The organism is Bradyrhizobium sp. 134 (assembly GCF_023074155.1).
In the GTDB taxonomy this organism is placed as follows: domain Bacteria; phylum Pseudomonadota; class Alphaproteobacteria; order Rhizobiales; family Xanthobacteraceae; genus Bradyrhizobium.
This window is the reverse complement of the sequence record NZ_JADPKX010000069.1, coordinates 348,681-372,326: the sequence shown is the minus strand read 5'-3', so window position 1 is coordinate 372,326 and position 23,646 is coordinate 348,681. Positions and strand designations below refer to the sequence as shown.

At 62.9% G+C, this 23,646-nt stretch carries 33 protein-coding genes and 1 tRNA gene; 23 read left to right on the top strand and 11 right to left on the bottom strand.

Annotation, left to right across the window (positions count from 1 at the left end):
• Positions 1-187 precede the first annotated feature (187 nt).
• Both IVA75_RS26955 and IVA75_RS26950 read left to right on the top strand, forming a co-directional pair.
• Positions 188-2,863, top strand: coding sequence for a glycosyltransferase (locus tag IVA75_RS26955; protein WP_247289896.1), 2,676 nt, complete (start codon positions 188-190; stop codon positions 2,861-2,863).
• Between the two features lie 315 nt (positions 2,864-3,178).
• Positions 3,179-3,254 (top strand) — tRNA-Lys (locus IVA75_RS26950).
• Between the two features lie 191 nt (positions 3,255-3,445).
• Here the strand turns inward: IVA75_RS26950 and IVA75_RS40215 are convergent.
• Positions 3,446-3,580, bottom strand: coding sequence for a hypothetical protein (locus tag IVA75_RS40215; RefSeq protein WP_256465249.1), 135 nt, complete (start codon positions 3,578-3,580; stop codon positions 3,446-3,448).
• A gap of 421 nt (positions 3,581-4,001) precedes the next feature.
• On the opposite strand from IVA75_RS40215, the gene IVA75_RS26945 reads away from it, so the two are divergent.
• Entirely contained in the window at positions 4,002-4,154 is a 153-nt protein-coding gene (locus IVA75_RS26945; protein WP_247289894.1) for a hypothetical protein, read from the top strand.
• A gap of 139 nt (positions 4,155-4,293) precedes the next feature.
• Here the strand turns inward: IVA75_RS26945 and IVA75_RS26940 are convergent, their stop codons facing one another.
• Entirely contained in the window at positions 4,294-4,470 is a 177-nt protein-coding gene (locus tag IVA75_RS26940; RefSeq protein WP_247289884.1) for a hypothetical protein, read from the bottom strand.
• Positions 4,471-4,719: 249 nt separating this feature from the next.
• Here IVA75_RS26940 and IVA75_RS26935 point away from each other — a divergent pair, with 249 nt between their 5' ends.
• From IVA75_RS26935 to IVA75_RS26910, 6 genes are all read left to right on the top strand, one after another.
• Positions 4,720-5,076, top strand: a complete 357-nt coding sequence (locus IVA75_RS26935) for a response regulator (RefSeq protein ID WP_346658442.1) — start codon at positions 4,720-4,722, stop codon at positions 5,074-5,076.
• On the top strand, positions 5,073-5,375 hold the full coding sequence (locus tag IVA75_RS26930; RefSeq protein WP_247289880.1) for a hypothetical protein: 303 nt from the start codon (positions 5,073-5,075) through the stop codon (positions 5,373-5,375). Before IVA75_RS26935 ends, IVA75_RS26930 begins: the two co-directional genes overlap by 4 nt.
• A gap of 57 nt (positions 5,376-5,432) precedes the next feature.
• Positions 5,433-5,663, top strand: a complete 231-nt coding sequence (locus IVA75_RS26925) for a hypothetical protein (RefSeq protein ID WP_247289878.1) — start codon at positions 5,433-5,435, stop codon at positions 5,661-5,663.
• A 75-nt stretch (positions 5,664-5,738) separates the two neighbouring features.
• Positions 5,739-6,095 (top strand): hypothetical protein, encoded by a 357-nt coding sequence (locus tag IVA75_RS26920; protein ID WP_247289876.1) that lies wholly within the window; start codon positions 5,739-5,741, stop codon positions 6,093-6,095.
• Positions 6,096-6,211: 116 nt separating this feature from the next.
• Positions 6,212-6,595 (top strand): hypothetical protein, encoded by a 384-nt coding sequence (locus IVA75_RS26915; protein ID WP_247289874.1) that lies wholly within the window; start codon positions 6,212-6,214, stop codon positions 6,593-6,595.
• A 47-nt stretch (positions 6,596-6,642) separates the two neighbouring features.
• Entirely contained in the window at positions 6,643-6,834 is a 192-nt protein-coding gene (locus IVA75_RS26910) for a hypothetical protein (RefSeq protein ID WP_027567023.1), read from the top strand.
• 835 nt (positions 6,835-7,669) lie between these two features.
• Here IVA75_RS26910 and IVA75_RS26905 read toward each other — a convergent pair.
• The gene (locus IVA75_RS26905; RefSeq protein ID WP_027567024.1) at positions 7,670-7,876 is read right to left on the bottom strand and encodes a hypothetical protein; all 207 of its coding nucleotides are present in this window, start codon (positions 7,874-7,876) and stop codon (positions 7,670-7,672) included.
• 163 nt (positions 7,877-8,039) lie between these two features.
• Here IVA75_RS26905 and IVA75_RS26900 point away from each other — a divergent pair, with 163 nt between their 5' ends.
• Positions 8,040-8,399: a hypothetical protein gene (locus IVA75_RS26900; RefSeq protein ID WP_247289873.1), complete on the top strand. Its 360-nt coding sequence runs from the start codon at positions 8,040-8,042 to the stop codon at positions 8,397-8,399.
• A 208-nt stretch (positions 8,400-8,607) separates the two neighbouring features.
• On the opposite strand, the gene IVA75_RS26895 is transcribed toward IVA75_RS26900, so the two are convergent.
• Positions 8,608-9,270 (bottom strand): hypothetical protein, encoded by a 663-nt coding sequence (locus IVA75_RS26895; RefSeq protein ID WP_027567026.1) that lies wholly within the window; start codon positions 9,268-9,270, stop codon positions 8,608-8,610.
• A 486-nt stretch (positions 9,271-9,756) separates the two neighbouring features.
• Between IVA75_RS26895 and IVA75_RS26890 the strand changes: the two genes are divergently transcribed.
• The 4 genes from IVA75_RS26890 to IVA75_RS26875 all read left to right on the top strand — a co-directional run bounded on the left by IVA75_RS26890 (position 9,757) and on the right by IVA75_RS26875 (position 11,250).
• Complete coding sequence (locus tag IVA75_RS26890) at positions 9,757-9,927, top strand: hypothetical protein (protein ID WP_007590796.1); 171 nt, start codon at positions 9,757-9,759, stop codon at positions 9,925-9,927.
• 320 nt (positions 9,928-10,247) lie between these two features.
• A complete protein-coding gene (locus IVA75_RS26885; protein ID WP_007590794.1) occupies positions 10,248-10,490 on the top strand; it encodes a hypothetical protein in 243 nt (80 codons plus the stop codon).
• 123 nt (positions 10,491-10,613) lie between these two features.
• On the top strand, positions 10,614-10,853 hold the full coding sequence (locus IVA75_RS26880; RefSeq protein WP_247289871.1) for a hypothetical protein: 240 nt from the start codon (positions 10,614-10,616) through the stop codon (positions 10,851-10,853).
• A gap of 106 nt (positions 10,854-10,959) precedes the next feature.
• Positions 10,960-11,250 (top strand): hypothetical protein, encoded by a 291-nt coding sequence (locus IVA75_RS26875; RefSeq protein WP_027567028.1) that lies wholly within the window; start codon positions 10,960-10,962, stop codon positions 11,248-11,250.
• Position 11,251: 1 nt separating this feature from the next.
• On the opposite strand, the gene IVA75_RS26870 is transcribed toward IVA75_RS26875, so the two are convergent.
• Both IVA75_RS26870 and IVA75_RS26865 read right to left on the bottom strand, forming a co-directional pair.
• Positions 11,252-11,671 carry an NUDIX hydrolase gene (locus tag IVA75_RS26870; RefSeq protein ID WP_035961255.1) on the bottom strand — a complete coding sequence of 140 codons (420 nt, stop codon included), beginning with the start codon at positions 11,669-11,671 and terminating at the stop codon, positions 11,252-11,254.
• 114 nt (positions 11,672-11,785) lie between these two features.
• The gene (locus tag IVA75_RS26865; protein WP_247289868.1) at positions 11,786-12,895 is read right to left on the bottom strand and encodes an AI-2E family transporter; all 1,110 of its coding nucleotides are present in this window, start codon (positions 12,893-12,895) and stop codon (positions 11,786-11,788) included.
• Positions 12,896-13,339: 444 nt separating this feature from the next.
• Between IVA75_RS26865 and IVA75_RS26860 the strand changes: the two genes are divergently transcribed.
• The 3 genes from IVA75_RS26860 to IVA75_RS26850 all read left to right on the top strand — a co-directional run bounded on the left by IVA75_RS26860 (position 13,340) and on the right by IVA75_RS26850 (position 16,130).
• Positions 13,340-13,567, top strand: a complete 228-nt coding sequence (locus IVA75_RS26860) for a hypothetical protein (RefSeq protein WP_247289866.1) — start codon at positions 13,340-13,342, stop codon at positions 13,565-13,567.
• A gap of 118 nt (positions 13,568-13,685) precedes the next feature.
• Complete coding sequence (locus IVA75_RS26855) at positions 13,686-15,734, top strand: acetoacetate--CoA ligase (RefSeq protein ID WP_247289864.1); 2,049 nt, start codon at positions 13,686-13,688, stop codon at positions 15,732-15,734.
• 93 nt (positions 15,735-15,827) lie between these two features.
• The gene (locus IVA75_RS26850) at positions 15,828-16,130 is read left to right on the top strand and encodes a hypothetical protein (protein ID WP_247289861.1); all 303 of its coding nucleotides are present in this window, start codon (positions 15,828-15,830) and stop codon (positions 16,128-16,130) included.
• Between the two features lie 3 nt (positions 16,131-16,133).
• Here the strand turns inward: IVA75_RS26850 and IVA75_RS26845 are convergent, their stop codons facing one another.
• Both IVA75_RS26845 and IVA75_RS26840 read right to left on the bottom strand, forming a co-directional pair.
• Positions 16,134-16,370, bottom strand: coding sequence for a hypothetical protein (locus IVA75_RS26845; RefSeq protein WP_027567033.1), 237 nt, complete (start codon positions 16,368-16,370; stop codon positions 16,134-16,136).
• Positions 16,371-16,674: 304 nt separating this feature from the next.
• Positions 16,675-16,995, bottom strand: coding sequence for a hypothetical protein (locus tag IVA75_RS26840; protein ID WP_247289859.1), 321 nt, complete (start codon positions 16,993-16,995; stop codon positions 16,675-16,677).
• A 189-nt stretch (positions 16,996-17,184) separates the two neighbouring features.
• Here IVA75_RS26840 and IVA75_RS26835 point away from each other — a divergent pair, with 189 nt between their 5' ends.
• The 3 genes from IVA75_RS26835 (at position 17,185) to IVA75_RS26825 (ending at position 18,806) form a co-directional block, all read left to right on the top strand.
• Positions 17,185-17,772, top strand: coding sequence for a formyltransferase family protein (locus IVA75_RS26835; protein ID WP_027567035.1), 588 nt, complete (start codon positions 17,185-17,187; stop codon positions 17,770-17,772).
• Positions 17,773-17,971: 199 nt separating this feature from the next.
• Positions 17,972-18,316: a hypothetical protein gene (locus IVA75_RS26830; protein WP_007590760.1), complete on the top strand. Its 345-nt coding sequence runs from the start codon at positions 17,972-17,974 to the stop codon at positions 18,314-18,316.
• On the top strand, positions 18,261-18,806 hold the full coding sequence (locus IVA75_RS26825; RefSeq protein WP_027567036.1) for a hypothetical protein: 546 nt from the start codon (positions 18,261-18,263) through the stop codon (positions 18,804-18,806). The genes IVA75_RS26830 and IVA75_RS26825 overlap by 56 nt, the downstream gene beginning before the upstream one ends.
• Positions 18,807-18,858: 52 nt before the next feature.
• Here IVA75_RS26825 and IVA75_RS26820 read toward each other — a convergent pair whose 3' ends face one another.
• A complete protein-coding gene (locus IVA75_RS26820) occupies positions 18,859-19,257 on the bottom strand; it encodes a Rid family hydrolase (protein WP_247289857.1) in 399 nt (132 codons plus the stop codon).
• 151 nt (positions 19,258-19,408) lie between these two features.
• Here IVA75_RS26820 and IVA75_RS26815 point away from each other — a divergent pair, with 151 nt between their 5' ends.
• Complete coding sequence (locus IVA75_RS26815; RefSeq protein WP_247289848.1) at positions 19,409-20,284, top strand: DMT family transporter; 876 nt, start codon at positions 19,409-19,411, stop codon at positions 20,282-20,284.
• A gap of 204 nt (positions 20,285-20,488) precedes the next feature.
• The gene (locus tag IVA75_RS26810; RefSeq protein ID WP_247289845.1) at positions 20,489-21,907 is read left to right on the top strand and encodes a caspase family protein; all 1,419 of its coding nucleotides are present in this window, start codon (positions 20,489-20,491) and stop codon (positions 21,905-21,907) included.
• 74 nt (positions 21,908-21,981) lie between these two features.
• On the opposite strand, the gene IVA75_RS26805 is transcribed toward IVA75_RS26810, so the two are convergent.
• Together IVA75_RS26805 and cysK are read right to left on the bottom strand one after the other, a co-directional pair.
• Positions 21,982-22,224 (bottom strand): BrnA antitoxin family protein, encoded by a 243-nt coding sequence (locus IVA75_RS26805; protein ID WP_247289843.1) that lies wholly within the window; start codon positions 22,222-22,224, stop codon positions 21,982-21,984.
• 3 nt (positions 22,225-22,227) lie between these two features.
• On the bottom strand, positions 22,228-23,205 hold the full coding sequence (cysK, locus tag IVA75_RS26800; RefSeq protein WP_247289841.1) for a cysteine synthase A: 978 nt from the start codon (positions 23,203-23,205) through the stop codon (positions 22,228-22,230).
• Positions 23,206-23,427: 222 nt separating this feature from the next.
• Here cysK and IVA75_RS26795 point away from each other — a divergent pair, with 222 nt between their 5' ends.
• Entirely contained in the window at positions 23,428-23,646 is a 219-nt protein-coding gene (locus tag IVA75_RS26795) for a hypothetical protein (RefSeq protein ID WP_027567041.1), read from the top strand.

The window sequence follows — 23,646 nt, the reverse complement described above, 5'->3', positions numbered from 1 at the left end:
AACGATCGGCGATAGAGGCAATTGGCACTGCTGCGAATTCCGAAATGTGCATGCCCTCATATGGTCATGAGGCGATGACAGTTGTGAAACCGCGCGGCAGAGGTATGCTCCATTTGCCGCGGACTTGGTCGGATCTCGGGGTCGGATCCGCTTCCCTGCCCCCTCAGCCCCTTTTGGTTTAGCCGCGATGCGGGTTGTCGCCGCCGTTCTGTTGCTTGTGTCCGCGCTCCACGCCGGCCTCTGGGGAGTCTTGCGCGACAAGGAACCCGCGCCCGACTTCAAGGGCTTGCTGCCCAGCGTCTCCTACGCGCCGTTCGAGGGCTCGGCTCACCCCGACATCGACAACATCCCATCGGTGGAGAAAATCCGCGCCGACCTGAAGACGCTGTCGACGATGACGCGCGCGATCCGGCTCTATTCGTCCACCGGCGGCGTGGAACTGGTGCCGCCGATCGCGGCCGAGTTCGGCCTCAAGGTTACCGTCGGCGCCTGGATCGACAAGGACAAGGATCGTAACGAGCGCGAGATCAAGGCCGCCATCGAGCTCGCCCGCAAGAACAGCAACGTCAACGGAGTCGTGGTCGGCAACGAGGTGATCTACCGCGGCGAGCAGAAGGTCGAAGACCTCATCGAGATGATCAAGAAGGTCAAGGGCTCGGTCCGCGTGCCCGTCACGACCGGTGAAATCTGGAACATCTGGCGCGACAATCCCGACCTCGGCTCGAACGTCGACTTCATCGCCGCCCACGTGCTGCCTTATTGGGAAAATTTCCGCTCGGACCAGGCGGTCGATCAGGCCGTCGACCGCTACAATCTGTTGCGCAACCTGTTCCCCGGCAAGCGCATCGTGATCGCCGAGTTCGGCTGGCCGAGCGCGGGTTACAATCTGCGCAACGCCGACCCCGGTCCGTTCCAGCAGGCACTGACCTTGCGCAACTTCGTCAGCCGCGCCGACGCCATCGGCATGGAATACAACATCGTCGAAGCCATCGATCAGCCCTGGAAGTACTTCGAAGGCGGCGTCGGTCCGTACTGGGGCATCCTCAACGCCAGCCGCGAGCCGAAATTCGCCTGGACTGGCCCGGTGGAGAATCCCGACTATTGGAAACTGATGGGTGTCGCGCTTCTGGTCGGAATCCTGCTGTCGCTGCCGATCCTCCGGCTGCAGCAGCCCACGGCGAAGCAGGCGTTCCTGCTGTCGGCCACCGCCAATGGCGTCGGCGCCTGGGCCGCAACGGTGTTCGCGTTCTGGAACGGGCACTATTTCATCTTCGGCTCCGCCTTCGCGCTCACGCTCGGCATGATCCTGCTTGTTCCCCTCGTGCTGATCGCGATGGCGCGCGTCGACGAGATCGCGGCCGTCGCGTTCGGCCGGCCGCCGCAGCGGCTGCTCACAAAAGGCAAGCCGCTCGAGAACGTGCCCGAGAACTATTACCCGAAGGTCTCGATCCACATCCCCGCTTATTTCGAGCCGGTCGAGATGCTCAAGCAGACGCTCGATGCGCTGTCGCGGCTGAACTATCCGAACTACGAATGCGTCGTCATCATCAACAACACGCCGGACCCTGCCTTCTGGCAGCCGATCCAGGATCATTGCCGCGCGCTCGGTGAACGCTTCAAGTTCATCAACGCCGAGAAGGTGCAGGGCTTCAAGGCCGGTGCGCTGCGTATCGCGATGGACCGCACCGCCGTCGACGCCGAGATCATCGGCATCCTCGATGCCGATTACGTCGTCGATCCCGACTGGCTGAAGGATCTCGTGCCGGCGTTCGCCGATCCCAGCGTCGGCCTGGTGCAGGCGCCGCAGGAACATCGCGACGGCGATCTGTCGATCATGCACTACATCATGAACGGCGAATATGCCGGCTTCTTCGACATCGGCATGGTCCAGCGCAACGAGACCAACGCCATCATCGTGCACGGCACGATGTGCCTGATCCGCCGCGCCGCGATGGACATGGCCGGCGGCTGGTCGTCCGACACGATCTGCGAGGACTCTGATCTCGGCCTTTCGATCCAGCAGCTCGGCTGGACCACGCACTACACCAACCACCGCTACGGCCAGGGCCTGCTCCCCGACACCTATGAGGCCTTCAAGAAGCAGCGTCACCGCTGGGCCTATGGCGGCCTCCAGATCGTCAAGAAGCACTGGCGGAATTTCCTGCCGGGACGGAGCCGGCTCACGCCCGACCAGAAGCGCGAATACGGCCTGGGCTGGCTGAACTGGTTGGGCGCCGAGAGCCTCGGCGTGGTCGTGGCGCTGCTCAACCTGGTCTGGGTGCCGATCGTCGCCTTCGCCGACATCGCCATCCCCGACAAGATCCTGACGCTGCCGATCATCGGCGCCTTCGTCGTCTCGCTCGCGCACTTCTTGTCGATGTACCGCGCGCGCGTCGCGATCAAGCCCGGCCAGATGCTGGGCGCGATGATCGCCGCCATGAGCGTGCAGTGGACGGTGTCGCGCGCGGTGGCGCAAGGACTGATCACCGAGCACATCGCGTTCGCGCGCACGTCCAAGGGTGGCCTGTCCCGGATGTCGATCGAGTTCCAGGCGTTCTGGGAGGCCGTGATCGGCGCCCTGCTCCTGATCGGCGCCGGCGTGCTGGTGGCCTCCAACAGCTATCGCCAGATCACCGAGATCTACATCTTCGCTGGCGTGCTGGTGCTGCAGAGCCTGCCGTTCCTGGCTGCGGTCGCCATTGCGATCCTCGAGCTCAGCCGCATCAACTCGTTCCAGTTCTGGCGCGACAGCGCGATCCGCACCGCCGAGCTGATCGGCCTGCGCCCGGTCGCGCTGCCGACCCCCGCCGGCACGCCGCAGCAATTGCCGGTGCCGAACGAGGTCCGGCGGGAAGCGAGCTGACAGGGCCCCGAACGCGGCATCCGGCCCATGGGCGGATGTCGCGGCTTCTTCGGCGTGGATGACGGCCGCCATTCCGGTTGAGAATCCCGGCTCAAGCATTGGAAACGGCGAGCGAATTCCCGCCGTTGCCTTCAACTTCGGCACCCTCGCCTGCTATTGACCTCCGCGCCCCATCCCCCTACACAGCGCGGGCCGAAAGCATGATCCGGAAACAGCCGGTTTTTCCGCAACGCTTGCGTCGATGTGGCGGCAAGACATGCTTTTCCAAATGTCCGAAGACGATGGCGATCTCTTTGAAGCCATCAGCGGCCATGGGAGCGCGTAGCTCAGCCGGTAGAGCACGTGACTTTTAATCACGGGGTCCTGGGTTCGAGCCCCAGCGCGCTCACCACATTAAGCAATTACTTACGCCGAGACGACGCGCTCCGATAAGACTGTGTGTCTGCAGATCGGCTGCCGGGTTGGCACGCGCGGCGCTTCGATGCCCCCTCTGCACCGCGCGCGGCGGGCGCGCCGCGGACATGAGGCCCGACTGGACGGCAAAAGTCCTGCATCGGTGATCGCTGCCCCGTCGCTCTGTGACTATCGCCGGAATGAATGCTCGATCTCGCGCAGCATTGCCAAGACCCGGTCAGTATACCGCCCGTAGGACAACTGCTGGTCTGCGAGACTCACCGCCGCCAGCACGAGAGCAGTTATGGCCACGCCCTTGATCATGGGCCCTTCCGCTTTTGCGTCACCAGTCGCAATGGAATGTTGTGCAAATTCGCGCGGCCTCGCACGGCCGGTTCTGTCCTGCCCAACGCCTGCGCGATCTCGTCGGGTCGGTGCCCAGCCGCCGCCATCGCCAGCAGTTGTTGATGCTCCTCCGGTGTCCACCTCCGGATCAACGGATAGCGTGACTGTGCCATCGCCCGGCGTCCCCAGCCTGTTGCCAGTTTATCCTCGGCTGCATTTGCTGAGTCGCGCTTTAACCTATGATAGCCAACCCCCGCAGGACGGGGGCGAGCGGATGGCGCCGGACTGGCGCGTCCACAGGGCCAGGGCTTGGACGCAGGCTCCACGGGGGCGTAAGCCGGTAGTTTTCCGGGCTGTAGATTTTCGCCGGTCTTAATAATTCTGGCGAATGATTGCTCCGATGATTGGAGACCTCGACCATCAAGCAGAAGCCATCGCCGCGATGCAGAAGGCGATCGCCGCGACCTGTCCCGCCGAGCGGTTGAAGTGGTTGCGGACCGCCTTGGCCTGGAAGGACCTTGCAAGCTTGGCGAAGGGCAAGGCGGCAGCCTGAAGGTCACAGCCAACCCCTGCTAGCCGCTCAAGATCTCGCGCAGTTTTCGATCATCTTCCCGAGTGCGGAGCGGAGAACCGGCTTCTCCAATCGGGGACATCGCGGAAGCCAACTGACAATCCATCGGATGTGTGGCTGATCAGGAAGAAAATGGCAAGCCGCGACCACGAGTGATCTCCGCCACCAGTTCGGTCGTTTCATTGCCAAGCCTCAGGTCGAGAATGGCCAAATCGAAGTCAGCCACCCGCGCGACTTCGATTGCTTCCTTCAGGGTGCCTGCTTCGGCGACGACTTCGCGACCCAACTCCTCCAGCATGTCGCAGACCATCATACGGATGACGGATCAGCGCGACGTCCTCCACGACCAAGATTGAGAGTGCGCCCATGCTTCGTCTCGTTGGCCTGATGTCAATGTATGTCGCGTCATGCGGCCCGGCAGTTCCTGGGGCCTCCGCACCCTCTTATGTTTCACTTTTGGACACATTTTGGGGAAACAAAGCCGGGCAATTGTAGGTCAGCCATCGGAGACGGAGTAAACCTGACAGCGCCGCCGCCTCTCATCCTGGTGGTTGAGGATGAATATCCATTGCAGGCGGTGGTCGAGGAAGCCCTGCTGGAGGCAGGCTTCGCGACTGACATCCTGTCGTCTGCCGAGGAAGCTCTGACTCTCTTCAGAAGCGGTATGAAGGAGTACCGGGCGCTCGTCGCGGATGTAAACCTCAAGGGCAGGCTCAGCGGCTGGGACTTGGCCAGACAGGTCAGAGAACGAGAGCCGACGTTGCCCATAGTCTACATGACCGGTGGCGTGGCGGACGATTGGGGCTCGCAAGGGGTCCCAAGCAGCATCTTGTTGCAGAAGCCGTTCGCGCCGGCCCAGCTCATCACTGCGGTTTCGCAGCTCCTCAATTCACGTCACTCGTGAGTAAAACCGCCGTCACCCATTCACTGGCTCTCGTACCGGCCACCATCCTAAGCGTGGCGGCGGGAACCAAGCTCGGCAATGAAAGTTTTTTATCTCAGGTGGCCACTCAGGCTTCGCCTGCAATGACGCAGGATATCTTCATGTGCGGCAAATGCGATGAAATCGACGAGAAGATCGCGCACCATAGCCGGTTGTTGTCTCTTATCACTGACAAGATCGTGAGAGACGGCATCGCCGGCTTGATCGAGGAAATGAAGACGGAGAAAGCTGCACTTCATCCCGAACCAGAGGAGAAGTAACAGTGCACTCGCTGCCGAGCCAAGTTTTGCACGGAGCCTTTCGTCCGGATTTCAGGCATGCCGCGCTATTTTTTCCACGTCCGGGGTGTTGAACCGAGCACCGACACTGAAGGCGAAGACCTGCCGGACGCTGAAGCGACCTGGCGAGAGGCCACGGTTTTTGCCGCCGACCTTCTGAAGAACATGCGAGGTCGACTTGAACCGGGCCACGAATGGCACCTGGAGGTCACCGACGAGGCCGGAACGTCGATCTTCAACATCTACATCAGCGCGCAGAACGGGCGATAGCCTCACTCTGTTGGAGGGGTTTGGCCGGAACGATCCCACGGCCGGGCGATTGCCTCTTTGAGTAGGAGTTGCGTCATGCGTCATGCGCCGTCGATTGTGCCCCTGGATCGGCTCGACCGTGAGATTTACCTGGTGCTGGAAGACTTCGGCGCGCGCGCCGGCTGCTCCTGGCGCGAGACCGACGAGCAGGACACCGATGTCGAGACCATCATCCGCGACCTACTCTCCGGGCAGTACGCGTATCCCGTCCGTATTGTCGCCTTCAACGCGATCGAGGGCCGGTCTCGCGATGCCACCAGCGAGATCGCAGATGAGCTTGCGGTGCGTGTCAGGGGTAGCGAGATCACGCCGGCCTTGCGGGCCTTCATCCAGGCAAATGCTTCCCGACCTTTTGCTGTACAACTGGCGCTCCCTCTACGGGGAGCCGCCTGACAGCAAATCTGCGATCACGATGTTGCGTGGGATTGATGCGATGACAGTGCGCTAAACAGGCACAGTAATCGAAGGTTCGCGCTTCCCTTTGGCTTTATTTTTTGGTACCAAAATAAATGAAACCAGCAAAAAAGATTCGTGCCAAAAAACATCGCGGCCGCCCCGCGACTGGTCAGGGCGTCCAGATCGGCACGCGCTGGCCGGAATCGACTGTCGCTCAGATCGACGCATGGGCGTCGGGACAGCAAGACACTCCCGCTCGTTCTCAATCCATCCGTCGGCTGGTCGAGATTGGCTTGGGCAAACCCGCCCCTGCCCTCGCGGTTACGTCTGCCGCCAAGGCCTCGTCCGAGCGGGCTCGGGAAATGGCGGGCAGCGCGATCGACAAGCTCAAAGACAACAAAGCGAGCCCGGATGACCAGGCCAGCCGCAAGCGGCGGCTCGTCAAGGGACCCGAGGAATTCCAGAACGTTCGACGCGACCGGCCAAATCGAAAATGAATTGACCGGCGCCCGCTTGGTTAATCTCGACTGAAGGCAGAAAGCAAATGATCAAACCCAAGCGGTCCGCCGCGCAACAAGTGGCGGACGAAGCCGAACGAAGGACCCTCAATCCGATAGGATCGAGACAGACTATAGCCGACAGTCAAGCCACGCCCGAGTTTCAGGAAAACCTGAAACGCCTGAAGTCCGAGCGGCTGGAGCGTGAGGCTCGACTGAATCCGAAGCGCAAGGTCTGATTTGGGCTGATCCCGCTTTCGCCTCGCCTCGCCTGGTGGGGCCGGTCAGGCGAACGAGCCGCGTCGGATGGAGGGTGCAGAAGGTCATGGAATGTTGAATCGTCGGTGGATGATCTTCCTGTTGGTTTCCGTGGTAATTGTTTGCTCGATCTTCGCAGGCGCTCGATACTATCTAAGCAAATGCCATGGCATGGATGCGTGCGCGGCCGCCGAAGCCGAGAGCCACGAGCGCGACAAGCCAACCGAGCCACAATAGTTTTCGGGTGAAACGCCGGCCCGCAATAGCGGCTCCGGAGCCGCGGCGGGTGCAAGGTCGAAGGTGCTAATCCACCGTTTTACAACCTGGGGAAAACTCCCTGCAGGTCAGCGCGCCTGCATTTTCCGAATCGCCTGTGCGTGCTCGCTGCCTCAGTATGTTCTGCTTGTGGGGGGCGCGTGAGCCAGTTTTTGTCCGTGCTGCTGTTGGCGACCGCTATGACTCTGACCCTGTGCTTCGGGGTGGCGGCGTGGCGCCAATCCGCTGTGAGAGACGTCGATATCACTGCCACCATTCCCCATCAGGAAAACGGCTGGCGAGCGAGGCCGACGAACTAAAGCACCTTCCGTTGCGCTATCCACCGTAGTTCTAACAGTTCGATGAACGGTCTCTTGATCTCGCGCTTGGGCCTGTACCCATAACTGAGTACGCGTGAATGTCAGCGGCCGCTGATCGTAGCAATCAACGACCATGTCGAGCAGATCACCGGTAACGGACAAAGCTGCACGCACCGCACCACCGCTGCCGATGAAGCGCCGGCGAATTTCGCGACGAAAGTCAGAAGACCGCGACGGCGGACTACACCACGCCGCCGAAGTCGATGCCTTCCTTGGCGAGCGCCTCGGCTTCCTCGGCGGACGCTGTCGGCTTCGTCTCGAGGTAGGGACGCTCAGTCGCCGGCAGAATGGTGCGAATGTTCTGGCCGTCTGTCCGCGTGATGCGAGCAACCCAGCGCTTGGGGCCGTGCTCAACTTGCTCGATATGGTACTGCTTGTACGTAATCATGACTCACGGACGCAACTGACGCTGGCGGAAGGTTCCCTTTATATCCAACGGGACGCCTCCGGACAACGATTTCTTAGAGTGAGGTTAAGATCGCCGGCGTGAACCCGTTCAGCGATCATTCAGCCGCTCAGTCGTAGGCATATTGCGATTGGGAGGAGATCCGATGATCGGTGCAGTCGTCGCAACCTTGCTGGCTCTACAGCTCGGTGAGGTTCATCAGGTTCAATACCGCGTCCCTGTACACCCACCGCCGTGCGGCAACGGCTGGGACGTCGGCGCCCGCGACGGCATGTGCTACCCCAACGGCTACTTGCCGCCGCAAGAACAGGCCGCACGGCAATACTATGGTGGCGGCAGGGGCACTGGCCACTACCCCGTTCCTTGCGGACACGGTGCCGATATCGATACCCGCGACGGCCAGTGCTACCCGAACGGAACGGTTCCGCCGCAGTTTCAACAGGGCCGGCAAGGCTATTACGGCGATGATTATTACGAGCGCCGTCCACGGCGCCGTTACTATTGAACGGCCCCTCGGGGTAAGCCCGCGGCCCCTAATAATCGCTTCTTCGGATCCGTGGTGACGGTGCCGGACTGCACTGTCACCTGCATTCTTTCAATTCCAAGTCGGGCAAAAGCCCCGCTCGCGTGAGCCCGCCAAGTGAGCGCGGACATGGTCCCAGATCACTTGGTCCCAGGTGACTTGGTCCTAGATGACTTGCCTGACCCTATCTTCAGCTCTCCGGGGCCGAAACTGTAGCAGGCACGCTCAGCGGCGCTCCTCCAACTGAAACGGGACCTACAGATTTCGACTGCCGGGCGAGCCGCTTGCGGATCGCTGCGGACAGTCCGTAGCGCGCATGCGCTCTTCGAACGGAGGACGTGACGTCCGACATCATGGCATTTTGCAGCGAGTCGATCTTCGCAATCAGAGTGGACAGCTGGGAGGATACCTTCTTCACATCGACGCGTTCGTCCGTGATGCTCTGTCGCAGCGAAAGCAGCACCATGGAATCGGCCTGCAACACAGCCGCGTTTTGCTGCAGTGCCTGGTTGCTCTCCTGCAGCGAAGCCGTGTGTTGCTGCTGGGTCGACTGAATGTCCTTCAAGGCGGCGACAACCGGATCCGGCTTTGGCGCTGAAGCCTCTTGCCGCGGTAGCAGATCCGCCAGGCTGCTCAGGTTCAGCGATGGCAGGCCGGACGGCCATGTGTAGATCGCCGCCGCGCCGTTGATGGCGAGGGCACACACCGACAGCGCCATGACCGACGTGCGGCTGGAGCGCTTGATCGGTTCTGGAGCGTCCAAGCTTGCGGGTTCGTCGGCCGCGATGGCCGCAGCCAGTGCTGCAGGGTCGAGCTGTTCGACAAGGCCTTGCGTTTCGAAAGTCGTGGTCATGGCATTGACCCCAAATGAGCGAGCAACAGGAAGCCGTCGCCGGAACGTCCTCGCGACGGCTCCCTTACGCAGCACCCATCTACAACTGTCTAAAATTGTGGGCTTTTCAGCTTAATTCCACGTTAGCGACCGCGGCCTGCTGCAGACCCCACCACCCCGGCCGACTACGGGGGCGTACGACAGACATGACACGCAGGCCGGCGCGAGAGCTCCTCCCGATCCCGGGAAGCCGCCGCGTCCCGAAGCGGATTTTCCGAAGTTGGCAAACTACCCCTGTTTTGCCCGACGAGTCAACGGCGTCTCCGCCGGAGGCAAGACCGCCGTGTGCCAAAAAGAAAGCGTTGCGCCAGCGGGACTTAGCTACTGTGCATGGGGTTGTTTTCGCGATTTTGGCCACCGCCTGCTCCTGCGCCGGCCCCCTGTCCCAAAAGCCGCGAGACAACCCGCTCAAAAAGTGTAGGATTCGACAATACAGGGAGGAACGGCATGTTTGAAATCAGCGGTTTCGACACGGCAGGAATCGTCAGCCTCAAGCGGCTGTCACTCACCGCCGCCCTCAAGAAGGCCAAGGAGCTTATTGCTGACGGGTGCTGGGGCGTTCAGGTGATTGGTCCAGGTGGCCAGGTCTACACCTCGTTCGAGGAGCAAGCCGCGTAGCCGCCCGCCTTCGGCATCAATCTTCGGCATCATTCGGAAAGCACCCGACCGATCGCGCGCCGCGCGCTCTGGCCCTTGCGGTGATCGACGTGAAAACCCCAGCGCCTGGTGGAGCGCTGGGGCGTTTCAAAATATCAATTGGTGAAGCAATGAGGCCTTCGTAGCAGCGATCCCGACCATCGCTTGTGAACTGCTTCACACGTCCTTCGATTTTTCCACACCTTGCTGAGGCTCAACTGCCGCGCGCCGTGCCGTTGCCAATCAACTCGTTTGGGAGCACGCTCTCTCCAGGCGCGCAGACGCCGCTCAGGGAGAAAGCCATGAAGGACACGGGCCTGGATCATCGCCACCGCGACAAGGATGGCGCGATCAGCAAGAAGCACGGCAACACGCTGGTCGGTACGTTGCGCAAGATCTACGGCAAGGGTTTTGCCGCCGGTTATCCAGATACGACTGAACTCAGCGAGGTCTTGCACCAGCTGAACGAGACATCGCTGAGCCAGTTGCGTCGCGATCACGACACCGGGCATCTCGGCCACAAGATCGACCACGTCCCGAAGTGACGGCCTCCCCTCGTCCCAACTTCAGGTAGTTGAAATCAACTTCGCTGCCGGGTGTCTCGGCGAATTTGCCGTTTGAGCCCTCGCCGCCCGAGCGCTAGAATGAGCCTTTTAATGGAGGCTCATTTGAAACAGCTCATTGTCATCACCGCCATTGCCCTCGCCGTGACGGCTCCCGCCCGCTCGCAGGCCCTCGTCGATCCCAACAAGGTCGCTCCCGAATATCGCGAGGCGGCCGAGAAGCGGCGGGCCGAGCAGATGCGGCAGCGCGAATGCGCGCTGAAGGCGGATCTCGAGAAGGTGCTGCCCAGGGATCGCACCGTCTATCTCAACCATTGCCTGGAGACGATAGCGGCCAAGCAATAGGCGGCTGTTTCAAGCGGCTTGAAGTCCCGGACGCGTTCAAGCTTTCTTCAGACATTTGGGATCACCTGACGATCCATTTCCATCAGTCATTGTCGATCGACCGCGCATGAGTTTCGTCCAGATTCAGTGCACGCGCTGCAAGACCGTGTTCCGCGACCGCGCGGGACGGTTGCAGGACGGCTATTCCAGGCAATGTCCGAGCTGCGAGGTGGTGCTGTTCTTCGCGGAGGATTCACCGAACCCTCAGGTCAAGCAGGCCATGAAGCGCGCGCGCAAGGTTCGCAAGGAGCAGCGCGAAACCGAAATGGCCAGGGTGTCCGCGCCGCAACCGCGCGCCAATTTTTCGCGGGCCCACACCGGACGGATACAGCTCTCGTCGGAGGACGACGGGGACTAGCTCACCCGCGCTTCCGCGGAAACAGGCGGTCGCGGATATAGCGCGAGGTCGGCGTCAGGCGGATGCCGCGCGGCTTCTGCCAGACGGCGCGGTCGATCTCGTTCTTGTCGCCGATCGCGAGCCTGCCCTTGGCGCCCTTGGCGATGAATATCGCGTCGCTCATCTTGCGGCCGGAGCGCTTGTTCCTGGCCGTCACTTCCTTCCAGAGGCTGATCCGGCCGAGCTTCAGCTTGGGCAGCTCTTCCTTGATCTCCCGCCGCAGGCAGTCCTTGTCGGACTCGCGCGCGCGCTTGCGGCCGCCCGGGAACATCCACAGGCCGTCCGACCGGCGCCTGACCAACAATACCTTGCCGCGCTTGGCGGCGACCAGCTTGGAAGACTTCGCCATGTCCGCCGTAATCGAGAACAGAATCGAGCCCATGGTAACTTGTCTAGTCGGATAGACAAGTTCCGTGGACCTTGATCACACGGGGCTAAGGCCGCCAGGTCTGATTGACTCCGGCAGGCAGGCCGATCCGCCGTTCGAGGGGCCGGATCAGCCCTCGCCCGTCGCTGTCCCCGCCCTCGACCCCGCCTCTGCCCGATCCTCCGTCCTGATCCAGGCCATCATCATCTCCCAGGCCACCGAGAGGATGATCGGGCCGATGAACAGGCCGACGATGCCGTGGGCCAACGTGCCGCCGATCACGCCGACGAAGATGACGATGGTCGGCGTGGTCAGGCCGCGCCCCATCACCAGCGGCTTCAACATGGTGTCGAGGAAGCCGACGACGACGAGAAACACGGTGAGCAGCAGCGCGGTGGTGACGTCCTTGGCGGTCCATATCCAGATGATCACCGGCAGCAGCACCAGGAAGGCGCCGATCTGCACGATCGAGAGCAGCAGCACGATAAAGGCGAGCAGGCCTGCGCTCGGCACCGCGGCAAGCTTGAAGCCGATGCCGGCGAGCAATGCCTGCACGATCGCGACGCCGATCACGCCTTGCGCCACGGCACGGATGGTCGCCCCCGCGAGCCCCAGGAAATGCTCGCTCTGTTCGGGCACGATGCGAAACAAGAAGCCGCGGCCGGCCGCAACCAGCCTTGGCCCGTGCGGAAACAGGAAGCCGGCCACGAACACCGAGACCAGGAACTGCAGCGTGCCGACACCGGCGTCACCCGCGAGCCCAAGCAACGGTCCCGCCAGCGGCTGGAGATACGGCGCCACCTCGCGCAGCACCGCGCGGATGTTGTTGTAGGCCTGCTCCCACAAATCGAATAGCCAGGGGCCAACGAGCGGCCACGATTTGAGCTGCTCCGGCGCCGACTGAAGCGCGAGGTCGCCGGTGCCGAGCTGGTGCGCCAGCTCGCGCACGCCGTCCACTGCGCTGATGCCGAGCCAGGTCGCAGGACCGATGACGATGCCGAGCGTGATCAGGGTCAGGATCGCCGCTGCGGTCTTGGGCCGGCCGCCCAGGATCTTCGCGACCCAGCTGAAGGCCGGGTAGAACGCGACCGCGAGCACGCCGCTCCAGGCAAGGATCGGCACGAAGGGGCGGATGATCAGGAAGGTCCAGATGATCAGCAGGCCGAGCAGGCCGACGCGGATCACGAGCTGGATGATCTCCTCGCCCGTCAGGAGCTGACGCAGACTTTTCACGGGCACGGCTTTCCTTGCGGCATTGACGCGGGTTCCGCCACTTGCGCGGCCCAGCGTTATTGCCAGCCGCGCACCCGGCGTCAAGGCGACGGGGCCGGCCCGAGCCGGTGATTAGGAACGCATCGGGCCATTCGGCATTCCGAGACGATGGCACGCCGCCCCAGAGAGCCCGTCGCACACGCAGGCATTCACCGCGGCGTCCATTTTTCGCTGAAGCCAAACGCCGCACCGGGCTATTGGCGCTACGCCTATGCCGTCGGCGACAGGGCCCGCTGCGGGCGCGTGCAAGGCAGGCTGCCGTTGCTCGCCATCAGGCGCGTGCAGATGCGCATCGACCGGGACATGCGGAGCATTAACGACGGTTAACCGGATTTCAGCCGACCGGTTTACGCCGTTGCAAAGGCGGGCACCTAGGCTTCCGTCGAGGTCCCCCAAACCACTTTCGGTGCAATGGCCAATAGCATCTGGACGATCGAAGAATTCACCTGCCCGGGTTGCAGCATGAACTACACCGCGACAAGGGAGGAGCACGCCGAAGTGCATTCCGGCAGCTTCAAGTGCAGCATCTGCAGCGGCGTGGTGCACACCTGGTCCGGCAAGCATCATTTCTTCGGCTGGGAAGCGGTGAAGGCCAAGCCACCCGTGTTCGGAAGACGCTGGGCCGGAGCGGGCTGGTAGACTGCTTCCAGCGGACCCAGACCCGCTACTCCCGTCAACGCTGCCTGCCCGAACTGCGGCTTCTGCTACTCTGCGGCACCGGTTAACATCCGCGCCCCGCAACTGAAGCCGACACGCAATGACCTCACCCTTCATTCCCCAGATCGCCCTTTACCGCACCTGGCTCGCCGAACAGCGCGGCCTTACCTTCGCAAGCTACGAGGAGATGCGGCAATGGTCGGTGCGCGATCTCGACGGGTTCTGGCACAGCATCTGGGACTATTACGATCTGCAATCGCCAACGCCGTTTGCGGCCGTGATCACCGAGCGCAAGATGCCCGGCGCGGTCTGGTTTCCCGGCGCCCAGGTCAACTATGCCCGGCAGGTGTTCCGCCATGTGGAGGCGGCCGACGCCGCCGGCCTGCCAGCGATCGTCAGTTCCGGCGAGGACGGCAGGCTTTGCGAGACGAGCTGGCCGGAGCTGCGGCGCAAGGCGGCTGCCCTCGCGCTGCATCTGAAAGAAAAAGGCATCAGGCCCGGCGACCGCATCGCCGCCTATCTGCCCAACATCCCCGAGACCATCATCGCATTCCTGGCGAGCGCCAGTATCGGCGCGATCTGGAGCGTGTGCGCGCCCGACATGGCCGCACCCGCCGTGATCGACCGCTTCAAGCAGATCGAACCGAAAGTGCTGATCGCCTGCGACGCAGTCACCTATGCCGGACGCCGGCACGATCGCAAAGACGTCCTCGCCGAGCTGCGGCGATCGCTGCCGACGGTCGAGCACGTCATTCTGCACAGCGACGCCGCCGCGCGCCCAGCGGCGGACGCCCTGCTCTCCGAGATTGTCGCAGCAACAGGCGCGGAGATCGACACATTCGAGCCCGCGTGGCTGCCGTTCGATCATCCGCTCTGGATCGTCTATTCCAGCGGCACCACCGGTCTGCCGAAGCCGATCGTGCACGGCCATGGCGGCATCGTCATCGTGGTGCTGGCGCTGCTGGGATTGCACAACGATCTCGGCTGCTCCTACCACGAGAACTCGTTCGGCGAGCGTTATCACTGGTACTCTTCGACGGGCTGGATCATGTGGAACAGCCAGATCGGCGGCCTGCTCGGCGGCACCACCTGCTGCATCTTCGACGGCAGCCCCGGCGGCGCCAAGGACAAGCCGGACTGGACCACGTTGTGGCGCTTCGTCGCGCAATCCAAAGCGACCTTCTTCGGTGCGGGCGCCGCGTTCTTCGCCAACTGCGCCAAGGCCGAGATCAACCTCACCGCCGCCGGTGATCTCTCACAGCTTCGATGTCTCGGCTCGACCGGCTCTCCGCTGAGCGCCGACACGCAAGCGTGGTTCAACGACCGCTTCGCGGCGCTCGCGAAGATCAACGGCAGCAAGGCGCAGGCCGATATCTGGTGGGCCAACATCTCCGGCGGCACCGATTTCGCCGGCGCCTTCATTGGCGGAAATCGCGAACTGCCGCAGACGCCGGGCGCAATGCAGTGCCGTCTGCTGGGTGCCGCCGTGGAAGCCTTCGACGAACAGGGCCGCGCCGTCATCGGCGAGGTCGGCGAGCTCGTCTGCACCGAGCCGATGCCGTCGATGCCGCTCTATTTCTGGAACGACAAGGGCGATGCGCGCTATCGCGCGAGCTATTTCGAGACCTATCCGGACAATTTCGACGGCAGCGGCCGCGGGCCGGTGTGGCGGCATGGCGACTGGCTCAAGGTCGACCCCGACGGCTCCTGCATCATCTATGGCCGCAGCGATGCCACCATCAACCGGCATGGCCTGCGCATGGGCACGAGCGAACTCTACTCCGCGATCGAGGCCTTGCCGGAGGTGCTGGATTCCCTCGTCGTCGATCTCGAATATCTCGGTCGTGACAGCTACATGCCGCTGTTCGTGGTGCTGCGCGAAGGCGTCGCCTTCGACGGCGCGATGCGGGCGAGGATCAACAAGGCGATCGAGGCAGGCCTCTCCCGCCGCTTCCTGCCCAACGAGATTTTTGCGGTCGCCGAGATCCCGCGCACGCTCTCGGGCAAGAAGCAGGAGCTGCCGATCAAGAAGCTGCTGCTCGGCCAGCCCGTCGAGAAGGTCATCAACCGGGAGGCGATGGCCAATCCCGCCTGCCTCGACTGGTATCTTGCCTTTGCACGCGACTATCTGGCGCGGAGGGAGACCTGAGGGGAGATCGCCCCAATTGTGCCGATGCCGTTTGGACTCCGTTCACCGATCGCCGCTAGAGCAGGATGGATCTTCCGAAAACGAACGCGCGCCATGGCCGACCTCAACGCCGTCCTCACCAGGCTCAACGACCGTCTGCTCCGCCTCGAGGGCGAGTTGTTCGTGCTGCGCTCGCTGGCCCGCGCGACGCTGACGGCGGGCGATGACCACGCGGCGCGAATGCGCAAGCTGGTCGAGGCCGCAAAGGTCGCGCTCGACGATGAGGCCACCCGCGCCCTCGACAAGCCGACGCGCAAATATGTCGATGCGGCGACCGCGCTGGTGGAGGAATTGCTGGTCGAGCCGACCCAGGCACGGCCGTTGTTCACCGTCATCGACGGCGGCCGGCGCGACTGAGCGTCAAATTGACTGACCGTCGTCCGTCGCAGCGATATCGCCTGACTTGAGCCGGCTGAGGCCGGCTTCGATGATCGCGATCTCCTCGTCGATCTGCCCGATCGGCAGGCTGAAGTCGTAGCCGGACCTGCTCTTCAGATCGACCGCAAGCCGCTGTCTATGCATCATCAGCTCGTCGAGGCCGCGCCGGTTCTTCAGCCGGACATAGACGTCGACGATCTGCTCAATCGCGCTCGGCATGAAATCGGTCCCGGCGAAAAAGCCCGCACGGCGCACCCACGCCGGCGGGACGATCTCGGTGTCGCGGTACGCAATACAAATCCGCGACGGATTCGTCGATACGCCAAGCTGGTTGAGATCATGTTACCGTCAGATGATTTCGTGATGGCCGCGCATGAAAAAGCCGCTGGCGATCATGCCAGCGGCCAAATCCGGGGTCGAAAACGGATACGGGTTGAAATGTCGCCAGCCCCGGTTGGTCCACGTTCTACCGGCAAATCCTGGATCTCTGTGTTAAAAACGAAACACAGGAACAGGCCTATCTCTAATCGCCGCCCGACCGTGGCGGTGTGGCACGGCTAGTCTGTGACGCAGAAATAGTGCGCGGCAGCCTGCGGTAGGCGCTGTAGCGGTAATGCGGCCGGTATGCGTAGCCGCGATAGAGTGCCGGCGGCTCCTGGCCGTAATAGGCGCCGTGATAGAAATTGATGACCGGCCCTTCCGCGCAGCGATAGGTGTCCCAGGTCGGACCGATGAAGGGCGCCACACCAACCTCAGGCGGAACCACCGGATAGGGCTGTCCGCCGGCGCGCGCCGGAGGGGTTGCGACCAGGGCCGCGAGAAGGACAAACCACGCGCTTCGCATGCGTTCGCTCCGAGCCGATGCCATCCGCGTATGGAAGCACCGGACCGGCCGACGCCGCAATCGCGGAATTCATCGCGCAGCCTCGCTCGGTGCATTGTTGATAACCGGCGCAAACGCAGTGCGGGTGGTGACAGGACGTCCGGACGTGTTATCGGGAGATGACGCAGTTGCGAGACGGATCGGACACCCATGCGCATTACCCTCGTCGGCTCCCGCCATTTCGGCGTGACCACCCTGAACATGCTCCGGGAGCACGGTGTCTCGATCGTGCGGGTTGTGGTGGCCGACGCCGAGGATCGTCTCGCCGCGACGGCCAAGGCGGCGGGCATCGAGGTCGTGGTCCAGGCCAATCCCAAGCTGGTGGTGGCCTCCGAGATCGCCCCCGACACCGATCTGATCGTCACCGCGCACAGCCACGCCCGGATCGGCAAGGACGCGCTCGAGGCCGCGAAGCTGGGCGGGATCGGCTATCATCCCTCGCTGCTGCCGCGTCACCGCGGCAAGGCGGCCGTGGAATGGACCATCAAGGAAGGCGACCCGATCGCCGGCGGCACGATCTACCACCTCGCCGACCGCATGGACGCCGGCGCCATCGCGGCCCAGGAGTGGTGCTTCGTCAAGAAGGGCGAGACGGCGCGGGAGCTGTGGGAGCGCGCGCTCGCCCCGCTCGGGCTCAAATTGCTGGCCGACGTGATCGATTATGCCAAGGTCCACAAGGCGCTGCCGTCAAAGACTCAGGACGAGCAGTTCGCGACCTCGGCGCCAAGCCTTTCCTAAGGCCCCTTTCCTGAGTCGCTGTCCCGACGTTTACCCATAATGTGAAGGGGCGTTGATTCTGCTTCGAAAATTGCAGCCGGAAATCCAAATAAACCATTGTTCCCGCAGGAACAATTTTCGATTTGGCACCGCACCAAATTTCCGTCACATTTGGCCCGAATAAGGGTCAGCATATCAGACAAATTCAAGGACGGATTTTATGCGTTTTGCTCGCATTGCGGCGTTCTGTGCCGCTTCAGTTTTCACCCTCGCCGCGCCCGCTTTCGCCCAGACTCCCTATGACGGCAACTGGCAGGTCACCATCGTCACCAAGAGCGGTTCCTGCGAGCCGACCGCAAGCTCCTTGCTGACGGTTGCCGACGGCAAGATCACCGCGCCGGGCGCTAACGTTTCCGGCACCATCGGCAGCGGGGGACTTGTGAAAGTTTCGATCAATGGTGCATATGCCAACGGTCAACTCAGCGGCAACGCCGGATCGGGGAAGTGGAATGGAGCATCTGCAGGCATACCGTGCAGCGGGCGGTGGGAAGCATCGCGCCAATAGAAGAATCGTGACCAGCGGTCTGGGCCAGCGGCTCCTGATTGCGGCTGCCGTCATGTTTGCGGCCGGAATTGCCAATTCCGAGAGCAAGGCCCAGTCGGGCCCGTTTGCCCCGCTGGCAGGCAGCTGGAGCGGGTCGGGAACGGTCACGTTGGACGACGGCTCGACCGAGCGGATCCGCTGCCGGGCCAAATACGCTCCGGTCGGACCGACGATGGAGTTGTCGCTGACCTGCGCCAGCGACGCGTACAAGTTCAACCTCGGCGCCAACGTAAAGGCTGAAGGCAGCGCCATCGCGGGCAGCTGGTCCGAGGCCAGCCGCAATATCAGCGGCTCCCTTTCGGGCCGCGGCGCGGGTGGAAACTATGAGCTGCTCGCCTCCACCGCCGGCTTCAACGCCAACATCTCGCTGAAGACGTCCGGCAACAAGCAGAACGTCACGATGCGTGCCGATAGCCAGTTCCGCGGCGCCAACATCTCGCTGTCGCGCTAAGCCGATACAAGTAGATTGACAATCGACCCGGCGATCTCGCCGGGTCGATTTTTTATGTGCCCGGCACGAACGCCGTGACCTCGATCTCGACCTTGGCCCGGTCGTCCACGAGGCCGCCGATGTAGAGCAAGGTCGAGGGCGGGAAATTGCGCCCCAGCGTTTCCTTCCAGGCCGCGCCGATGCCGGACCCGGCTGCCTCATATTCGCTGCGGCTGGTCAGGTACCAGGTCAGGCGGACGATATGCTCGGGGCCGGCGTCGGCCTCGCCCAGGAGCTTGATGACCCGCTTCAGCGCGGTCCCGACCTGCGCTGCCATGTCAGGCGCGTAATTGCCGGTCTCGTCGCCGCCGGTCTGCCCGGCCAACACCACCCAGCGGCCCGGCCCCTCGACCGCGACGCCATGGGAAAAGCCGCGCGGTTTTTTCCACTCGGCCGGCTGCAAGATGTGCATGAGCGAATATCTCCCGATTTTTCTCGTTGTTCAGTGATGCCTTAGCACGCCGCCATGCATCGCTGCACCGGCAGATTTGGCCGTTGCAAACGGCGACGATGTCGCCGATACCGGCCCTCCCTCAGAACCCTCGCCTCCCAAACCTGCGCCGATGAACACCACACCGTCCAAAACGATGGCTGCCCTGTGGATGGCGGGCTGGCTGTCGCTGATGCTGGTCATGGCGGTCGCCGGGCGCGAGACCACGCGCGAGCTGAATGTATTTCAGATCATGGAAGTGCGTTCGGTGATCGGGTTCACGCTTCTGCTGCCGATCATCTACCGGTCCGGTGGCTTCAAGGCGGTCGCGACCAAGCGCCTGCCCCAGCATCTCGCGCGCAATGGGGTGCATTATTTCGCACAGCTCGGCTGGTTCTACGCACTGACGCTGATCGGGATCGGCCAGGTCGTCGCGATCGAATTCACCATGCCGATCTGGACGGCACTGCTGGCCGCAACATTCCTGTCCGAACGCATGACCGTCTGGAAGATCGCCGCGATCGTGCTCGGCATCGTCGGCGTGGTCATGATCGTGCGGCCCGCCACCGGCGAGATCAATCCGGGCCAGCTGATCGCGCTAGGAGCCGCGATCGGCTTCAGCATCTCCATGATATTGGCGAAATCACTGACCCGGACCGAGAGCGCATTGTCGATCCTGTTCTGGATGATCGTCGTGCAGATGGTCGTAGGTCTGCTCCCTACGCTCTATGTCTGGACCTGGCCGTCGGCCTTCCTGTGGGGTTGGCTGTTCGTTATCGGGGTCTGCGGCACATTCTCGCACTATTGCCTCGCCAGCGCGCTCCGGTACGCGGATGCGACCATCGTGGTGCCGATGGACTTTCTGCGGGTTCCGCTCACGGCCACCGTCGGCTGGCTGATCTATTCCGAGCGGCTCGACTCCTGGACCGTGCTCGGCGCGGCGCTGATCCTCTGCGGCAATCTCCTGAACTTGAAGCCGGCTTCGCCGGTTCCCGCCCGCGCACGCTGAACCTCGCGCCGCTTCGCGCGACAAAACCAAGTGGCCGTGTGATTTAGATCACGTTGGAAGGGTATTCCATCGTGCACATTCTGCCACACTGCAGCGGGTTGAACGCGACGAACTGCCGTTTTGGTGGCGCCAAATCGGCCACTTCGTGTAAGTTCGTTGCCAATCTGTTGCTGCCTGCAATTTCGATTCTGTTGGGGATTCCAGATGCGCACTCTCACCCTCCTCGCGTCGCTGATGTGCATGGTACTGTCGGTCAGTGCCGCGAAGGCCGACCGCCGTGTTGCTTTCGTCGTCGGCAACGGCACCTACAAGAACGTCGCACAATTGCCGAACCCGCCGATCGACGCCAAAGCGATGGCGGCAACGCTGCGCAATGTCGGCTTCGAGGTGATCGAAGGTTCGAACCTCTCGCGCGACCAGATGACGGAGAAGCTGCTGGACTTCGGCCGCAAGGCGCAGGGCTCCGATGTCGCAGTGTTCTATTATGCCGGTCACGGCATCGCGGTCGGCGGCTCCAACTATCTTCTGCCTGTCGATGCCGACATCAAGTCGGAGATGGACGTCAAGCTCGGTGCCGCCATCAACATCGACCTGACGCTCGAGCAGACCATGGGCGACGCCAAGGTCAAGCTGGTGTTCCTTGACGCGTGCCGCGACAATCCGTTCGCCGCCAAGATCAAGTCGAACTCCGCGACCCGCAGCGTCAACGTGCAGAGCGGTCTCGCCGAGATGAAGTCCGGCGAAGGCACGCTGATCGCGTTCGCCACCGGCCCGGGCCAGACCGCGCTCGACGGCCAGGAGGGCAACAACAGTCCGTTCACCCGTGCGCTCATCGACAACATCACCAAGCCTGGCATCGAGATCCAGCAGGCGATGACGTCGGTCCGCGCCCAGGTCAACGAGGAGACCCACAAGGGTCAGCTGCCCTGGGGACACACCAATTTGATCGGCGCGGTCTATCTCAACCAGGCTCCGACGACCCAGGTCGCCAATGCGGCCCCGATGGCTGCTGGCATCACGCCAGCAGCAACCGGCGGCAATTCGGACGGTGTCGAGCTCGAATATTGGCGTTCGGTCAAGGAGAGCAACAAGCCCGAAGAGCTCAACGCCTACCTCTCCGCCTACCCCAACGGCCAGTTCAAGGCGCTGGCGCTGGCGCGGCTCGCCGCGATCAAGAGCGGCCCGTCGACGACGACCCGCAACCTCAACGCCGGTGTCGATCCTGCCACCTTCACCGACGACGCCAGCCAGCTCACCGAGGACCAGATCGGCCTCGACAAGGGGCAGCGCCGCGACGTGCAGCGCCGCCTGACCGGACTTGGATTCGACACCAAGGTCACCGGGGCGTTCAGCGAGGACACCCGTACGGTGCTCAAGCGCTGGCAGGCGGCACGTGGCTATCCATCGAGCGGCTATCTCAACAAGCTCCAGCACAAGGCCCTGCTGTCGGAGATCGTGGCCTCCGCGCCGACCACTGCGAGCGACGACAGCGCGAAGCCGGCCCGACGTGCCCCGGCCCAGGCGCAGAGCGCACCCGCCCAGCATCGCGGCGGCGGCGACGCCGGCGCAGCCTTCGTCGGCGGCGTCGTCGGCGGCATGATGGGCGGCATGTTCCGCCGCTGAGGCGAGGCCAATCGCAAACACAAAGCCCGGCTCGCGCCGGGCTTTTTCGTTCCGATTAGCCAAACCTTTGGCGCCTACTTCCCCGCGGCCTTTCGCAGCGCCTCGTTGATGCGATCCTGCCAGCCGGGGCCGCCGGCCTGGAAATGCTCCAGCACGTCCTGGTCGATCCGCAGCGTGACCTGCTCCTTGACCCCCGGCGCCACGTTCTGCTTTGGCGGCGCCGCGGCGACCCTGGCCGTCACCTTCTTGAACGCCGCCTCGGCCTCCGTCCTGGCGTCGCCCAGCGTTCGCGGCCGCCTCGGTGGTTGATCCGCCATGTCCTAGATTCCCTCAAACAGAGCCGTCGAAAGATACCGCTCGGAGAAGGACGGCACTATAGCCAGGATGGTTTTTCCCGCAGCTTCCGGTCGCTTGCCGATCTCAAGGGCCGCGGCGATCGCGGCGCCCGAGGAGATGCCGCCCGGAATGCCCTCGTGCCGCGCCAGCGCCCGCGAGGTCTCAATCGCCGTCGTGGAGTTGATCTTCACGATCTCGTCGATCACCGAGCGATCGAGGATGTCAGGGACGAAGCCCGCACCGATGCCCTGGATCTTGTGCGGCGTATGCTGGCCACCCGACAGCACCGGGCTCTCCTCCGGCTCGACCGCGACCACGCGCAGCGAGGGCTTGCGTGGCTTTAGCACCTGGCCGACGCCGGTGATGGTGCCGCCGGTGCCGACGCCGGCGATGAAGAAGTCGACTTTGCCGCCGGTGTCGTTCCAGATCTCCTCCGCGGTGGTGCGGCGGTGCACCTCGGGATTGGCGAGATTCTTGAACTGCTGCGGCATCACCGAATTCGGCGTCGTCTTCAACAGCTCTTCGGCCGTAGCGATGGCGCCCTTCATGCCTTGTGCGGCCGGTGTCAGCACCAGCTCGGCGCCCAGAAAAGCCAGCATCTTGCGTCGTTCGATCGACATCGACTCCGGCATGACCAGCTTGAGCCTATAGCCGCGCGACGCGGCGACGAAGGCCAGCGCGATGCCGGTATTGCCGGAGGTCGGTTCGATCAGCACGGTGTCGGGCTTGACGATGCCGGCCTTCTCCATAGCGATGATCATGGCCGCGCCGATGCGATCCTTCACGCTTGCGGCGGGATTGAAATATTCAAGCTTTGCCAAAATGGTCGCGTTCACGCCGTGCATGCCAGGAAGCCGGCGCAAACGCACGATCGGCGTGTCGCCAAAAGCATCGACGATCGAGTCATAGATCCGGCCGCGGCCGGGTTGGTGCGCTGCACCCGTGGTGGACGAAGCATCCATGATGAACTCCCTGTGGCTATGAATGTGCTTCTGTTGCAGCTCTTGCGCAGTTAGAGACAGCCTGCGGCGACACGCAAGCGAGATTGCGGCACATGTTAAATACGCTGCATCGCAAAATCGCGTGAGCAATAATTATCAGAAAACCAACGCATTTGTGTTGCGACCTCGTCAACTGATTCTGCTTATGTTAGACTTAGGTCTCAAAGCTGGGAGGTCACCACGATGTCAGCAGTCGCTGAAGTGTTGTCGACCGTCGCAACGAACCGCGCTCCGCGTTGCAGTGAGTTGCCGACCTGTCCCGTCTGCGCCGACTCCATGATCGCCGCCGAAGGTTCTGCGTATCTGTCGGAACACGTGATCAGCTATCTCTGGACCTGCGACAATTGCGGCTACGGCTTCGTGACCAAGCACTCCGTCAAGCAGCGTTTCCTCTGCAACTGA